The 14,177-nt window shown below is 62.4% G+C and carries 12 protein-coding genes; 8 read left to right on the top strand and 4 right to left on the bottom strand.

Features of this window, described 5'->3' with window-relative positions:
* Positions 1-62 precede the first annotated feature (62 nt).
* Both groES and NDO48_RS16985 read right to left on the bottom strand, forming a co-directional pair.
* On the bottom strand, positions 63-359 hold the full coding sequence (groES, locus tag NDO48_RS16990; RefSeq protein WP_018427182.1) for a co-chaperone GroES: 297 nt from the start codon (positions 357-359) through the stop codon (positions 63-65).
* 164 nt (positions 360-523) lie between these two features.
* Entirely contained in the window at positions 524-1,189 is a 666-nt protein-coding gene (locus NDO48_RS16985) for a DsbA family protein (protein WP_267321837.1), read from the bottom strand.
* Positions 1,190-1,301: 112 nt separating this feature from the next.
* Here NDO48_RS16985 and NDO48_RS16980 point away from each other — a divergent pair, with 112 nt between their 5' ends.
* The 3 genes from NDO48_RS16980 to NDO48_RS16970 all read left to right on the top strand — a co-directional run bounded on the left by NDO48_RS16980 (position 1,302) and on the right by NDO48_RS16970 (position 4,566).
* Positions 1,302-1,772 (top strand): MarR family winged helix-turn-helix transcriptional regulator, encoded by a 471-nt coding sequence (locus NDO48_RS16980; RefSeq protein WP_026227020.1) that lies wholly within the window; start codon positions 1,302-1,304, stop codon positions 1,770-1,772.
* A complete protein-coding gene (locus NDO48_RS16975) occupies positions 1,769-2,914 on the top strand; it encodes an HlyD family secretion protein (protein WP_018427185.1) in 1,146 nt (381 codons plus the stop codon). The genes NDO48_RS16980 and NDO48_RS16975 overlap by 4 nt, the downstream gene beginning before the upstream one ends.
* Positions 2,915-3,027: 113 nt before the next feature.
* Positions 3,028-4,566, top strand: a complete 1,539-nt coding sequence (locus tag NDO48_RS16970; RefSeq protein WP_018427186.1) for a DHA2 family efflux MFS transporter permease subunit — start codon at positions 3,028-3,030, stop codon at positions 4,564-4,566.
* A gap of 72 nt (positions 4,567-4,638) precedes the next feature.
* Here the strand turns inward: NDO48_RS16970 and NDO48_RS16965 are convergent, their stop codons facing one another.
* On the bottom strand, positions 4,639-6,507 hold the full coding sequence (locus NDO48_RS16965) for a pilus assembly protein TadG-related protein (RefSeq protein ID WP_018427187.1): 1,869 nt from the start codon (positions 6,505-6,507) through the stop codon (positions 4,639-4,641).
* Positions 6,508-6,773: 266 nt separating this feature from the next.
* Here NDO48_RS16965 and NDO48_RS16960 point away from each other — a divergent pair, with 266 nt between their 5' ends.
* The gene (locus NDO48_RS16960; RefSeq protein WP_267321836.1) at positions 6,774-7,634 is read left to right on the top strand and encodes a TIGR01459 family HAD-type hydrolase; all 861 of its coding nucleotides are present in this window, start codon (positions 6,774-6,776) and stop codon (positions 7,632-7,634) included.
* Between the two features lie 8 nt (positions 7,635-7,642).
* Positions 7,643-8,626: a bifunctional riboflavin kinase/FAD synthetase gene (locus tag NDO48_RS16955; protein ID WP_267321835.1), complete on the top strand. Its 984-nt coding sequence runs from the start codon at positions 7,643-7,645 to the stop codon at positions 8,624-8,626.
* On the opposite strand, the gene NDO48_RS16950 is transcribed toward NDO48_RS16955, so the two are convergent.
* Positions 8,623-9,180, bottom strand: coding sequence for an HdeD family acid-resistance protein (locus NDO48_RS16950; protein ID WP_051091897.1), 558 nt, complete (start codon positions 9,178-9,180; stop codon positions 8,623-8,625). The two genes, NDO48_RS16955 and NDO48_RS16950, sit on opposite strands and share 4 nt — an antisense overlap.
* 212 nt (positions 9,181-9,392) lie before the next feature.
* On the opposite strand from NDO48_RS16950, the gene NDO48_RS16945 reads away from it, so the two are divergent.
* The 3 genes from NDO48_RS16945 to NDO48_RS16935 all read left to right on the top strand — a co-directional run bounded on the left by NDO48_RS16945 (position 9,393) and on the right by NDO48_RS16935 (position 14,162).
* Positions 9,393-10,199 carry a MipA/OmpV family protein gene (locus NDO48_RS16945; protein ID WP_267321834.1) on the top strand — a complete coding sequence of 269 codons (807 nt, stop codon included), beginning with the start codon at positions 9,393-9,395 and terminating at the stop codon, positions 10,197-10,199.
* A gap of 234 nt (positions 10,200-10,433) precedes the next feature.
* Positions 10,434-13,355, top strand: coding sequence for an isoleucine--tRNA ligase (gene ileS / locus NDO48_RS16940; RefSeq protein ID WP_267321833.1), 2,922 nt, complete (start codon positions 10,434-10,436; stop codon positions 13,353-13,355).
* 189 nt (positions 13,356-13,544) lie between these two features.
* Positions 13,545-14,162: a hypothetical protein gene (locus tag NDO48_RS16935; RefSeq protein WP_026227021.1), complete on the top strand. Its 618-nt coding sequence runs from the start codon at positions 13,545-13,547 to the stop codon at positions 14,160-14,162.
* Positions 14,163-14,177: the final 15 nt, after the last annotated feature.

Here is a 14,177-nt window from a genome sequence, read left to right as displayed (position 1 = left end):
TCGATGGGCTTTGGATAAACGCAGCCCGAATTTCAGATTGGATGGTGCGGATGGGGTGGCGATTAGCCGATGATGCCCATGATGTCGGATTCCTTCATGATCAGAAGGTCTTCGCCATTGAGCTTCACTTCGGTGCCCGACCACTTGCCGAACAGCACGCGGTCACCAGCCTTGACATCAAGCGGAACCAGCTTGCCGGCTTCGTCGCGAGCGCCAGAGCCGACGGCGACGATTTCGCCTTCCTGCGGCTTTTCCTTGGCCGTATCGGGGATGATGATCCCGCCGGCGGTCTTGGATTCGGATTCGACCCGACGAACGACCACACGGTCATGAAGCGGGCGGAACTTCGACTTTGCCATTTGAAATGTCCTCGGTGAACAAGTGAGAGAGTTCCTCGGTCCGGCCTGGCCGGACTTGGTTAGCACTCACTTCGGGCGAGTGCTAACGTGCCGGTGAGATAGTCTTTCGCCCTTTTACTGTCAAGGGAACGACAGTTACGCGACAGGCGGATTTTCGTGGGAAATTATGCCCGAGCCTGGGCGATCGCCTTGCGGAAGTCGTCCGCCGTCATGCCGCGCCGGTAGAGCGCCTTGCCGACGAGGAAGCCGGGCGTGCCGCGAAGCTGGAGCGCGGTGGCTTGGGCGTTGCTGCGATCTATCAGGGCTTCGAGCTGATGTCGCCTGGCTTCGAGATCGCCGCGTGCGCTGTTCACGTCGATACCTGCGCCGGCAAGAAGGTCTGTAGTCCGACGATCGCTGAGCCGGTCCTGATTGGTAAGCAGTGCGTGCACGGCCTGCGCATAGCGCCCCTGGCCGTGGGACGCCAGCGCCAGCAATGCTGCATTGCGCGATGTGTCGCCGAAGATCGGCCAGTCGCGCATCACCAGCCGGATTTTCTTGTCCTCGTCCATGACCTTCAGCAGCTCGATATAGCAGAGCTTGCAATAGGGGCACTGGTAGTCGACGAACTCGACGACGGTCACATCGCCGTCGGGATTTCCGAGCGCCGGCAGGTCGGGGTCGAAGGCCACTTCATCGACCGTGGGCATGATCGCAGCCTGGGAAGGCCACGCGGCGAGCAGTCCGAAGCCCGCGGCCGCCTGCAGCAGCAGGCGACGGTTCGGCAGCCCGTTTTGCGGTCGCTGTGCTTCTGACATCGATGCAGCCTTTTCCCGACTTTCGCCGCGCATGTTTAACGCTGCCCTAATCGCCTGAGATTGGCACGACATTGTGATCGTCCTGGCATACTGCACTGCAAAATGGGTGCTTGAATGATGAGCATGCTTATAATATATGCCGCTCATGAAAAACGAAGGTATCGAAAGGCTGGGCTTCCTCATTCACGACGCAGCGCGGCTGATGCGGCGCTGCTTCGAGCAGCGTGGCAGCGAATATGGGCTGTCGGCGGCGCAGTGGCGGTTGCTGGTCAGGCTGATCAAGGAAGAGGGCGTGGCGCAGGCGCGTCTTGCCGAGCTCCTTGAAATCGAGCCGATCAGCGTTTCGCGGTTGCTGGACCGGATGGAAGAGGGCGGCTGGATCGAGCGCCGGCAGGGTGCTGCCGACAGGCGGGTGCGCATGATCTTCCCGACAGAGAAGACGCGCGCCGTGTTTGCCGAGGTCAGGGCGGTTGCTGGTGAAGTCTACGAACGGGCACTTGCCGGGCTTTCGACCGAAGAGCGCCTGGCGACAGTTCATGGCTTGCGGACCATCGTCGAAAACCTTTCCGCCGGCGAGGCGGCCGAGCCGAACAATTTGAGAGAGGCGAAGAAATGAACGCGGTGGCGAAAGTGAACGACAACAGCGCCAAGGTCGAACTGGAAAGCCCGGCGAGCCAGCCGCAGCCTGCGATCGCTGCCCCTGCGCCCGCGCCCAAGAAGCGTGGCCGCTTCGTGCTGATGGCGGCGCTGCCGCTCGCGCTGGTGGTCGGCGGCGGCTATTACTGGGTCACCGGCGGACGCTACCAGGAAACCGAGAACGCCAATCTGCGGCAGGCCAGGGTGAGCATCGCCTCTGAGGCTGCCGGGCGCATCGTCAAGGTCGACGTGACCGACAACACGCTGGTCAAGGCCGGCGATGTGCTGTTCGAGGTCGACCCGCAGCCCTACCAGATCGCCCTTGCACAGTCCGACGCGGCGCTGGCCGCAGCGCGGCTCAATGTCGAACAGCTGCGCGCTGCCTACAGCCAGGCCGTTGCCCAGGAACGCGTTGCCGCCAGCGGTCTCGACTATGCGCAGTCGCAGTTCGACCGCAGCAACGACCTTGTCGCCAAGGGCGTCAACACCAAGTCGTCGCTGGACGAGGCACGCATGGACCTCGACAAGGCCAAGGAACAGCACAGCGCAGCCGTTCAGGGTATTGCCAGCGCCAAGGCCGCGCTTGGCGGTAACCCCGACATCGCAACCGACCAGCATCCAACGGTCTTGTCGGCGCAGGCCGCGCGCGACAAGGCTGCCTACAACCTGGCCCAGACGACGGTGCGTGCGCCTGCCGACGGCACGGTCTCCCAGGCGGCTTCGTTCAAGGTCGGCCAGTTCGTCGGTGTCGGCACCCCGCTGTTCAGCCTGGTCGAAACTGGCGACACCTGGGTCGAGGCCAATTTCAAGGAAACCCAGCTCACCAACATGAAGCCCGGCCAGAAGGCCGAGATCGTGCTCGATACCTATCCCGACCGCACCTTCCACGGCACGGTCCAGGCCATTGGTGCCGGCACCGGTGCCGAGTTCTCGCTGCTGCCGGCCCAGAACGCCACCGGTAACTGGGTCAAGGTGACACAGCGTATCCCGGTGCGCGTCAAGGTCGAGACTGCTGATGCCGATATCGCGCTGCGCACCGGCATGAGCGCTACCGTGTCGATCGACACCGGGGTGTCGCGCGGTTTCGGCTCGGTCTTCGGGCACGCGGCCGCCGCCGAGTAAAGCAAAGGCTGCGCCAGCTGAGTTTGTTGACAGCCCCGGCCGTTTTGCGGCCGTGCTGGAATTTTGATGGTCCGGTCGCCGTCTGACGACCCCGTTAGTTCAAGGTCGCTCGCATGAGCCAACCAGCCGACAAGTCCTTCACCGAGGTGCCGCATCGCGGCCTGATCACCATCGCCATCATGCTGGCGACGGTCATGCAGGTGCTCGACACCACCATCGCAAACGTCGCCCTGCCGTCGATGGTAGGCGATCTCGGCGCCTCGCAGGACACCATCAACTGGGTGCTGACGTCCTACATCGTGGCGGCGGCCATCATGACGCCGCTGACCGGCTGGCTGGCCGACCGTTTCGGCGCCAAGCAGCTGTTTCTGGTCTCAGTGACCGGCTTCACCATCACCTCGATGATGTGCGGCGTTGCCTGGAATCTCGAGTCCATGGTGCTGTTCCGCCTGCTCCAGGGCGTGTTCGGTGCCTCGATCGTGCCGTTGAGCCAGACCTTCCTTCTCAACATCAACCCCAAGGAACGCCACGGCCAGGCCATGGCCATGTGGGGCGCCGGCATCATGGTCGGCCCCATCATCGGCCCGACCCTCGGCGGCTGGCTGACTGAGAGCTTCAACTGGCGTTGGGTTTTCTTCATCAACCTGCCGGTCGGCATCGCCGCCTTCCTGGGCTCTGCCGTCTATCTGCCGGCCGTGGCCAAGCGCCTGCGCGGCTTCGATTTCTTCGGCTTCGCCATGCTGTCTCTGGGTGTCGGCGCGCTGCAGTTGATGCTCGATCGAGGCGCCGAAGTCGACTGGTTCTCGTCGGTCGAAATCTGGATCGAACTCGGCCTGTCGATCACCGGCTTCTGGATCTTCATCGTCCATATGGCGACGTCGAAGAACACCTTCATCGACCCGAAGATCTTCACCGACCGCAATTTTGCGACCGGCCTGGTGTTCATCTTCGTGATCGGCGTGATCCTGCTTGCGAGCCTTGCGCTGCTGCCGCCCATGCTGGCGCGCATTTACGGCTATCCGACCATCACCACAGGCCTGGTGATGGCGCCGCGCGGCGTCGGCACCATGATCTCGATGCTGATGGTGGGGCGCCTGGTCCGCATCGTTGACGCACGTATCCTTGTCGTGACCGGGCTCGCCTTCACCGCGACCTCGCTATACTACATGACCGGGTTCACCCCCCAGATGGATGCCTTCCTTATCATCTCGACCGGCGTCATTCAGGGTATCGGCCTTGGCCTCGTGTTCGTGCCGCTGTCGACGATCGCCTTTGCGACGCTCGCGCCGCAATACCGCACCGATGCCGCGAGCCTGTTCAGCCTCGTCCGCAACATCGGTTCGTCGATCGGCATTTCCATCGTCTCGGTTGTGCTGTCGCGCAACATCCAGATCAACCATGCCGAGCTGTCGGCCAACATCACGCCGTTCAACCCGAATTTGACGGCTCTGTCTCCGGCTGCGGCTGCGGGCGACCCTACGGCGCTCACCCAGATCGACGGGCTGGTCAACATCCAGTCGCTGATGATCTCCTATGTCGACGACTTCAAGCTGATGATGATCGTCACCCTCTGCGCCATCCCGTTGGCATTCCTGCTGCGCAAGCCGAAGGCGCAGGTGACGGGTGGTGCGCCAGCGGCGCATATGGATTGATTGCCGAGGCTTGTGTGAAATGAAAAAGGCGCCCACCGGGCGCCTTTTTTCTTGGTGGCCGTATTGGGTGCGTCAGCTGACGATGCGCAGGTTGGACAATTCGTCGGCGATCTTCTTGAACGTGTCGACCAGATCGCCCGACGTCGTGTTGAAGAACAGCTTCACCGGCTTGCCGTTTGCGTCGCGGCGGGTCCGCGAATCCGATGCGCATGTGGTCAGCCCATCGATCTGCGACTGGGTCGCTTTTTTCTCTGCCGTTGTCCCGACCTTCGGATCGAGATCGAGGGCAACGGTCATGATGATGATGCCTGCCGACTTGGCGTTGGTGCAGGTCGCAGCCATGTGGTTGTTCATGGCGAGCGTATAGTTGTCGGTGGTGTGCGCCGTTTTGTCGAAGCCCTGCGGCTGATCCATGAACAGTCTGGGATCGTTTCCGCCCGGCAGCTTCTGGCCCGCATACCCGTAGGCGGAGTAGCTCGACTTTACGTTGCCCAGGTCCGTTACGTTGAAATAGGTTTGAGGGTAGTAAGTGTTGGCGCCGTCGGTCAGCACGATGACAATCTTGTCATTGCCTCTCTCGGTCTCCGGCCTGCCGCCGGTGAAGGGCAGGTTGCTCGACAGCACGCGCCAACCCCAGGCGAGCCCTTCCGGCACGTTGGTGGCGCCATCGGGTACCATGGCAGCGATGGCCGCCTTGATCGCGGTAAGGCCGGCCGATTTGGAAACGTCGGTCAATGGCGTGATTGGCTGTGTGCTGCAGCTGTAGTGCGGCCCGCTGTCGAGGGGCGCAGTCGTCCCGTAGCTTTGAACGTTTGTATAGTACTTCGAGACGTCCCGCAGACGGGTTGGCGCGTTCGTCGTCGTGAACGTGCTGGAGTTGCCAATGTCAGGCCACCAATTGTTGAGGGCGTTGTAGGACTTGCTGCCGCTCTTGGTCGTGTCCCATTCGTCGGGCGCAAACATCGGTACGAAATAGGTTTCCGGCTTCGATGACGTTGGCGTTGTGTCGAGTGAGTTGTAGGGCGCTGGCCGCGATTCGACGCAACCACCCCAGCTCGTGAACTGTTTGGTCTGGGTCTTGCCGGAGTTGGCGTAGACCTGCATGTCTTCATACAGCGAAAATCGGGTGAATGGCGCGCCATTGGCGGCGCCCCAGCCAGTGCCGACTTTCTTGAGCGTGGAACCGACGAGCTTGATCTCTTTTGTCGCTGAAAGCGTGATGGTGTTGGCGACGTCGAAGTTTTCGTAATGGACCGGCGATACGCCGTTTTGGTCCAGCCATGTTTCTTTGACATTGGCCGGGCCGACGTTCACCGACGCTGCAAATGGCACGATAGCGAACTGAACCGGTTTTTCGATCTGCTTCATTTGCTCGGCCTGCTTGGACATGTTGTCCACGAGCTGCGTCGCCGCCTGCTGAAGCAGGGCCATGCGCTTCTTGCCGGTGCCCGTGCCGGTGTAGTCCATCGAACCGGAGTTATCGAGAACGAGCGCGACCTCCAGGGTGTTCTTGAGGCGAATCTCCGACATAGCTGTAAAATTCAGCTGTGAGGAGGCGCTTTCCTTTCCGATCAGCGCGGCCGCTGCGGGGAGGAAATACGGGTCGTATTTCAGATTGGCTTCAAGCTTGAGCGTACCGCCGCCAGCACTGTTGTTTGGTAGCGTCACGGTGAGTGTGGTCTTGTTTGGGTCGATGCCGTTCAGGTTGATCTTGAAAAAATCGAGCGCATAAGCCTTGAGCTGATCGTCAGTCGCCCCGCCGATCAGTTGTCGCGCGGTTGCGATGCCCGCGGCATCGAGCGCGTTGCGCGTGATCTCACGCTGTCGCGACATCTCCGCATAGTCGATGGCGAGCGCCAGCGCTCCCATGATCGGCACCATGGCAGCAACGGTCATGATCGCGTAGTTGCCACGCGTGTCCTTCAGGAATTTGCGGATCATCAGATAGTCCCCAAGCACAAGCTCCGGACAATTCCATGGAAACGTTAAATTTGCGGTTCCTTAAATGACGCAAAATGCGGCGCTTGGATTAGCATGGCGATAACCAATCGATGCCAGGACCTGCGAGCCGTTATGCCACTGATGCCCAGACCGGCCGTAGCAAGATGCGGGCGAAAGCTCGTGACAGGCGCGCAGGGTTCGGATAATTCCGGGCTGCCCGGTCGCTCGACCTGGCTTTCCCTAGGGGATGGATCGAAGGACTGGCCATGGCGGGTATGCCGCAATCAATCGCGTCGCTTGAGGCACTCACTGGCGGCTACAGAGCCTTGCTCTGCGACGTCTGGGGCGTGATCCACAATGGCGTCAGCGCCTTCCCGGAGGCGGCCGCCGCCCTTGCTGCGGCCCGAGACAAGGGCGTGGCCGTGATCCTGATCACCAACGCTCCGCGTCCGCGCGACGGCGTGATCGCACAGCTTGCCAATCTCGGTGTTCCTGAAACAGCCTGGGACAGGGTCGTGACATCGGGTGACGTGACCCGTGACCTGATACGTTCCGGCCCGCGTAAGGTGTTCCATATCGGCCCCGAGCGCGATTATGCGCTCTATGACGGACTCGACGTCGAATTGGTCGAGGAATTCGAGGCGTCTGCGGTGGTCTGCACCGGCCTGTTCGACGACGAGATCGAGACGCCTGACGACTATGCGGAAATGCTGCGCCGCCTGCGCGCCCGCGATCTGCCTTTCATCTGCGCCAACCCCGATATCGTCGTCGAGCGCGGCCATCAGCTGATCTGGTGCGCCGGCGCGCTCGCTCGCGATTATGGCCAGCTCGGCGGACGCACGCTTGTCTCCGGCAAGCCGCACCGCCCGATCTACGAAGCAGCACTCCAGGCCGCCGGTGAAGTGCTCGGTCGCGAAGTGGCCAAGGCCGAGGCACTCGCCATCGGCGACGGCATGGTGACCGACGTCAAGGGCGCCGCCGACAATGGTATCGACGTCCTCTACGTGTCAGGCGGTATCCACGCCCGCGACTATGGCGAGCCGCACGATCCCGATCCGGCGCGGCTTGCGGCCTTCCTCGACAAGCACGGCTACGCGCCGGTTGCCACCATTCCGAGGCTTCGTTAGGCAGCAAGATGGCAGAGGCTTTTCTGCGCGTTTCTGGCGAGGAACCGGTCCCGGCACGGCTGCGCGGCGGGGTCGTTGCCATCGGCAATTTCGACGGTATCCACCGCGGCCATCAGGCCGTGTTGGAGCGCGCCCTTGAAGAAGCACGTCGCCGGGGCGTTCCGGCGCTGGTGCTTACCTTCGAGCCGCATCCGCGAAAAGTGTTCCGCCCCAACGTTCCGCTGTTTGTGCTGACGCCGCCGCATGTGAAGGCGCGCCTCATCGAGGCGCTTGGCTTCGACGGCGTCATCGAACGGCCGTTCACGCGCGCGTTTTCGAGCCAGTCGGCCGAGGATTTCGTTACGGCCATATTGCAGGACCAGCTCGGCATCAGCCATGTCGTCACCGGTTTCGATTTCCATTTCGGCAAGAACCGTCAGGGCGGCCCGGCCTTCCTGATGGAATCGGGCGAGCGCCACGGCTTTGGCGTGACGCTGGTCGATGCTTTCCGCGACGAAGGCGCCGAGATCGTTTCTTCGAGCCGCATTCGCGAATTGCTGACCCAAGGCGAGGCGGCGGAGGCTGCGGGCTTGCTCGGCTACCGCTATACGGTCGAGGCCGAGGTGGTTGGCGGCGCGCAGCTCGGCCGCACGCTGGGCTTTCCGACCGCCAACATGCAGCTTTCGCCGGAGACCACGCTGAAAGAGGGCATCTATGCCGTCCGTTTTCGCCGTGCCGACGGCACGCTTCATGACGGCGTGGCGAGCTTCGGCCGCCGTCCCACGGTCGGCGACAATCTCGCGCCACTGCTCGAGACTTTCGTCTTCGATTTCTCGGGGGATCTCTATGGCGAGATCGCCTCGGTGTCGTTCTTCGGTTACCTCAGGGGCGAGATCAAATTCGATGGCCTCGACCCGCTGGTCGCCCAGATGAAGCTGGACGAGGCCGAGGCGAGGGCGCTGTTGTCTGCCGTGCGCCCTCTCTCGGAACTGGATCGGGCCATCGCCTTCTAGGTGCGCCTCAGGCCGAAGCCGAAGCCGATATAGGTCACACCCTGGAAGATCAGGTCGATGGCCAGGAACAGGCCAAGGATCCACAGGCTGTTGACCGGCCAGCCGCTGGCGATGATCAGGCCGGCAAGCACGGTGATGATGCCGCCGGCGATGACCCAGCCCCAGCCCTCGACGCCACGTCCGCTGAAGCCGATCCAGATGCGCACGAGCCCGGATGCAATCAGGCTGATGGCGAGGAAGAGCGTCATGACGCCTGCCGCAAGCACCGGGTTGGCGAAGGCCAGGTAACCGGCAACGACATACAGGATGCCGCTGAGCAGCCACCAGAAGAAGGTGCCCCAGCCCTTCACGCCAAAGGCGTGGACGATCTCGACGATGCCGCCAATGATCATCATCGTTCCGACGAAGAAGATCGAAGCTGCCGTCGCTACCAGAAGGTTGCCGGCGGCAATCACGCCGAGCACCAGGAGTGCAACGCCCAACAGGACGAACCAGCCCCATTTGGAGCGCAACGCAGCGACGTCGCCGCCGGGCATTTGATCGGAAATTGCCATCGGTCCTTCTCCTTCAAAAGTTGCCTGTCATCTATGCATGGCCGCAAGCCACGCATGAACGCTAGTACCGGCAGTTGAGTCCGTCCAGCATTCTCATGCGTTTGCAACCGGCCAAACCTTGCGCCAGATCAAGAATTTAAATCAAATTTTACCGAACTTGCGCCAAACCCGGGGGTGTCCTGACTGATATGTTTCGTGTACGCGGGGTTGTGATGGTTACTTTCGCTCGTATTTCGGCGGCAGCCTCCGTGCTTGCCTTGTCTGCTGTTCCTGCGTCGGCAGGCGAGGGCGGCGCTTTCGGCTGGATGAAGGGCGACTGGTATCTCACTGTCGGCGCCACCGGCATGGTTGCCCCGAGCTTCGAAGGCTCGAAGAAATACATGCTGAGTGCCGTGCCCATCATCTCGCTCGGCAAGGCCGGCAGCGAGACACGTTTCTCCTCGCGCAACGACAACATCTCACTCGCCTTGATCGACGATGGCGGCATCCGCGCCGGCCTGAGCGGTAAGATCATCTTCGGCCGCGACGCCAAGGACGAGTTGCAGGGCCTGCATGACGTCAAGTGGGGCGGTGAGGTCGGCGGTTTCTTCGAATTCTATCCCACCGACTGGATGCGCGCCCGCGCCGAGGTGCGCCACGGGATCCGCTCGCACAACGGCGTCGTTGCCGACATTTCGGTCGACGCCTTCCATGACGTGACACCGGCCATCCGTGTTTCCGGTGGCCCGCGCGCGTCCTTCGCCACGGCGGATTATTTCGACGCCTATTATGGCGTCAATGCGCAGGAAGCAGTCGATTCCGGGCTCAGCGAATACAAGCCTGGCGGCGGCATGAGGTCGGCTGGCGTCGGCGGCGCGATTACCTGGAAAGCGACCGACAACATCACGGCCAGCTTGTTCGGTGAATATGCGCGGCTGATGGGGCCTGCTGCCGATTCTTCCATCGTCAAGGAGCGCGGCTCGCGCGATCAGCTGACCATCGGCGTGTCGACAAGCTACCGCTTCGACTTCAACCTTTGATTTCGGCGAATTAGACGCTTTATTCCGCGCCTCGCCTCCGCTAAAAGCGCGGCCATGAGATTTCTGGCGCCCGTCTTCGCGATTGCCATACGAATTACGGGCCCGGCCTTCCGGGCGCGTTGACGCGTCCGCAAGTCCGGGACGACTTTGCTTGTGCGCCGCATGGCGCCATTTTCCAGATCATGACAGTTTGAGCCCGTGGCAAGATTGCCGGGCAAGGCGATGGCAAGACAGATGACCGATACGTCCGCAAAGATCGACTATTCCAAGACCCTTTACCTGCCGCAGACGGAGTTTCCGATGCGCGCCGGCCTGCCGGAGAAGGAGCCGGTGACGGTCGCCCGCTGGCAGAAAATGGACCTCTACAAGCGCCTGCGCGAGAGCGCGGCCGGCCGTGAGAAGTATGTCCTGCACGATGGCCCGCCCTACGCCAACGGCAACATCCACATCGGCCATGCGCTGAACAAGATCCTCAAGGACGTCATCACCCGCTCGTTCCAGATGCGCGGCTACGACTCGAACTACGTGCCGGGCTGGGACTGCCACGGCCTGCCGATCGAGTGGAAGATCGAGGAGAAGTATCGCGCCGCCGGCAAGAACAAGGACGAGGTCGAGATCAACGAGTTCCGCAAGGAATGTCGTGAATTCGCCGCGGGCTGGATTGGCGTTCAGGCAGCCGAGTTCCAGCGGCTCGGCGTCGTCGGCGATTTCAAGAACCCCTACACGACCATGAACTTCCACGCCGAGGCGCGCATCGCCGGCGAACTGTTGAAGTTCGCCATGTCGGGCCAGCTGTATCGCGGCTCCAAGCCGGTGATGTGGTCGGTGGTCGAGCGCACGGCACTCGCCGAGGCCGAAGTCGAGTATCAGGACTACGAGAGCGACACGATCTGGGTGAAGTTCCCGGTGGCATCTGGCTCGGATGCTCTGGCCGGTGCGAATGTCGTCATCTGGACGACCACGCCCTGGACCATCCCTGGCAACCGTGCGGTCGCCTATTCGACGCGCGTCGCCTACGGTCTCTACGAGGTCACCGCCGCCGAGAACGACTTCGGCCCACAGCCGGGTGAAAAGCTGATCTTTGCCGAAGCGCTTGCCGAAGAAGCTGCGACCAAGGCCAAGGTCACTTTGAATCAGCTTCGCAGTATCTCTGGTGAAGAGCTTGGAAAGCTTGTGCTTTCGCATCCGCTCGAAGGCCTTGGCGGGGGCTATGAATTCCCGGTTCCGATGCTGTCTGGCGGCCATGTCACCGACGACGCCGGCACCGGCTTCGTGCACACCGCGCCCGGCCACGGCCGCGAGGATTTCGATGCGTGGATGGATGCGGTTGCCGAACTCGAGAAGCGCGGCATCGATCCTGCGATCCCCTTCACCGTCGACGATGCCGGCTTCCTGACCAAGGACGCTCCCGGCTTCGGTCCCGATCGCGAAGGTGGGGCAGCCCGCGTCATCGACGACCATGGCAAGAAGGGCGACGCCAACAAGGCGGTGATCGAAGAACTGATCAAGCGCGGAGCGCTGTTTGCGCGTGGCCGTCTCAAACACAGCTATCCGCACAGCTGGCGTTCGAAGAAACCCATCATCTTCCGCAACACGCCGCAGTGGTTCGTCTACATGGACAAGCAATTGGGCGATGGCACGACGCTGCGTAGCCGCGCGCTCCAGGCCATCGACGACACGCGCTTCGTGCCGTCAGCCGGCCAGACCCGTTTGCGCGCGATGATCGAGGATCGCCCCGACTGGGTGCTGTCGCGCCAGCGCGCCTGGGGCGTGCCGATCGCCATCTTTGCGGACGCCGACGGCAAGGTGCTGAAAGACGAGGCGGTCAATGCCCGTATCGTCGAGGCCTTCGAAGCCGAGGGCGCCGACGCCTGGTTCGCCGAGGGCGCGCGCGAGCGCTTCCTGGGTTCGCGCGCCAACGAGCCGTGGACGCAGGTGATGGACATCCTCGACGTCTGGTTCGACTCGGGCTCGACGCATGTGTTCACGCTGGAAGACCGTCCTGACATGAAGTGGCCGGCCGATGTCTACCTTGAGGGCTCGGACCAGCATCGTGGCTGGTTCCACTCGTCGTTGCTCGAAAGCTGCGGCACGCGTGGCCGCGCGCCCTACAACACGGTCGTCACCCATGGCTTCACCATGGACGAGGAAGGCCGCAAAATGTCCAAGTCGCTCGGCAACACGGTCGTGCCGCAGGACGTCATGAAGCAGTCGGGCGCCGACATCCTGCGCCTGTGGGTCATGACCACGGACTATTGGGAAGACCAGCGCCTCGGCAAGAACGTGCTGCAGACCAACATCGACGCCTATCGCAAGCTGCGCAACACCATCCGCTGGATGCTCGGCACGCTCGCCCATGACGACGGCGAGGAGATAGCGCTGGCAGAGATGCCGGAACTGGAGCGGCTGATGCTGCACCGGCTCTCCGAACTCGATGCACTGGTTCGCAAGGGTTATGACGACTTTGAGTTCAAGCGCATCACCCGTGCGCTGATCGACTTCATGGTCGTCGAGCTCTCGGCTTTCTACTTCGACATCCGCAAGGACGTGCTCTATTGCGACGCTCCGTCGAGCGTGCGTCGCAAGGCTGCCGTCCACGTCGTGCGCGAGCTGTTCAACTGCCTGGTCAAATGGCTGGCGCCGATGCTGCCCTTCACCACCGAAGAGGCATGGTTGGAGCGCCATCCTGAGGTCGAGTCTGTGCATCTCGAGCAGTTCCCCGACGTGCCGGCTGCCTGGCGCGACGAGGCGCTGGCAGAGAAGTGGCGCAAGATCCGCCATGTTCGCAGCGTTGTGACAGGCGCCCTGGAGCTCGAGCGTGCCAAGAAGACCATCGGCTCGTCGCTGGAGGCTGTTCCGGTCGTCTACATGAGCGATCCTGCGCTTGAAGAGGCTCTCGCCGGCATCGACCTGGCCGAAATCAGCATCACCAGCGATCTCGTCATCTCGCATGACGACGCACCTGCCGATGCCTTCGCCCTCCGCGAGGTTCCTGGCGTGGCTGTCGTGGTCGAAAAGGCGGAAGGCCGCGGGCTCGTGAAGTGCGCGCGCTCCTGGCGCTATACCGACGATGTCGGTTCGGACGCCGCTTTCGCTGACGTATCGGCGCGTGACGCAGTTGCCCTGCACGAGTTGCAGCGGCTCGGCCGGCTGTAGCCGGTGACGAAAATGCAACGACCGGGTGGTGATCGCCCTCCGGTCGTTGCCCTTGACCGGTCGTTAAGGTAAAAGCGCAAAACTCCGGCAGACAAATTGTCGCCGGAATTCCGTCGGATGAGCAAGACGGATCGGGGACCCGGCATCAGCCGGCATCTAGCGAGAGGCGTTCGAGTGAAAATCAATGGCATGACGGACCGCATCAGCGCGCGCGCAGCTTTGTTTGCGTCGCTCGCCGTTTCCGGCCTGGCGCTGTCGGGCTGCGTGAGCTCGCCGACCTACGGTACTGACAAGAGCGCTACCGAGCAGCTTGCGTCCGACCTGACCAACATCGTGTCGCTGAAGCCGAAGACCAACAACATCGAGTACAAGCCGCGCCCCGATCTGGTGAAGCCGAAAACCGGGACGGCTGCTGCACTGCCGGCACCGCAGGACAATATCGTCACCACTGCAAGTGCCGACTGGCCCGAATCGCCTGAGGCGCGCCGCGCCCGCATTCGCGACGACGCAACCAAGAATCGCGACAATCCGAATTTCGAGCCACAGGTCATCAACGACATGGCGTCGCTGAACGGCCCCGATATGAGCAAGTGGACGCCGGCCCAGCGCAAGATCGAGATCGAGCGTCGTTTGCGTGAGAACAAGCAGGGCAGCACCACGACCCGCAAATATCTCAGCGAGCCGCCGCTGGCCTATCGCCAGGCTGCGGCGACTGCGGCCCAGGACGAGCTCGGTGAAGACGAGATCAAGAAGGAACGCCGCAAGAAGAAGCTCGCCCAGAAGGGCAGCAGCTGGTGGCCGTTCTGATCCGGACTGCATGTG

Source organism: Aminobacter sp. MET-1 (assembly GCF_026521175.1).
In the GTDB taxonomy this organism is placed as follows: Bacteria; Pseudomonadota; Alphaproteobacteria; order Rhizobiales; family Rhizobiaceae; genus Aminobacter.
The sequence above is the reverse complement of the archived record's forward strand: the minus strand, read 5'-3'. Positions and strand labels throughout refer to the sequence as shown.

What these genes read in the sequence shown, in the direction of transcription:
- groES (WP_018427182.1), bottom strand. Translation starts at nt 359, where the DNA reads ATGGCAAAGTCGAAGTTCCGCCCGCTTCATGACCGTGTGGTCGTTCGT.
- NDO48_RS16945 (WP_267321834.1), top strand. Translation starts at nt 9,393, where the DNA reads ATGGTTACTTTCGCTCGTATTTCGGCGGCAGCCTCCGTGCTTGCCTTG.
- ileS (WP_267321833.1), top strand. Translation starts at nt 10,434, where the DNA reads ATGACCGATACGTCCGCAAAGATCGACTATTCCAAGACCCTTTACCTG.
- NDO48_RS16935 (WP_026227021.1), top strand. Translation starts at nt 13,545, where the DNA reads ATGACGGACCGCATCAGCGCGCGCGCAGCTTTGTTTGCGTCGCTCGCC.
- NDO48_RS16975 (WP_018427185.1), top strand. Translation starts at nt 1,769, where the DNA reads ATGAACGCGGTGGCGAAAGTGAACGACAACAGCGCCAAGGTCGAACTG.
- NDO48_RS16970 (WP_018427186.1), top strand. Translation starts at nt 3,028, where the DNA reads ATGAGCCAACCAGCCGACAAGTCCTTCACCGAGGTGCCGCATCGCGGC.
- NDO48_RS16965 (WP_018427187.1), bottom strand. Translation starts at nt 6,507, where the DNA reads ATGATCCGCAAATTCCTGAAGGACACGCGTGGCAACTACGCGATCATG.
- NDO48_RS16950 (WP_051091897.1), bottom strand. Translation starts at nt 9,180, where the DNA reads ATGGCAATTTCCGATCAAATGCCCGGCGGCGACGTCGCTGCGTTGCGC.
- NDO48_RS16960 (WP_267321836.1), top strand. Translation starts at nt 6,774, where the DNA reads ATGGCGGGTATGCCGCAATCAATCGCGTCGCTTGAGGCACTCACTGGC.
- NDO48_RS16955 (WP_267321835.1), top strand. Translation starts at nt 7,643, where the DNA reads ATGGCAGAGGCTTTTCTGCGCGTTTCTGGCGAGGAACCGGTCCCGGCA.
- NDO48_RS16985 (WP_267321837.1), bottom strand. Translation starts at nt 1,189, where the DNA reads ATGCGCGGCGAAAGTCGGGAAAAGGCTGCATCGATGTCAGAAGCACAG.
- NDO48_RS16980 (WP_026227020.1), top strand. Translation starts at nt 1,302, where the DNA reads ATGAAAAACGAAGGTATCGAAAGGCTGGGCTTCCTCATTCACGACGCA.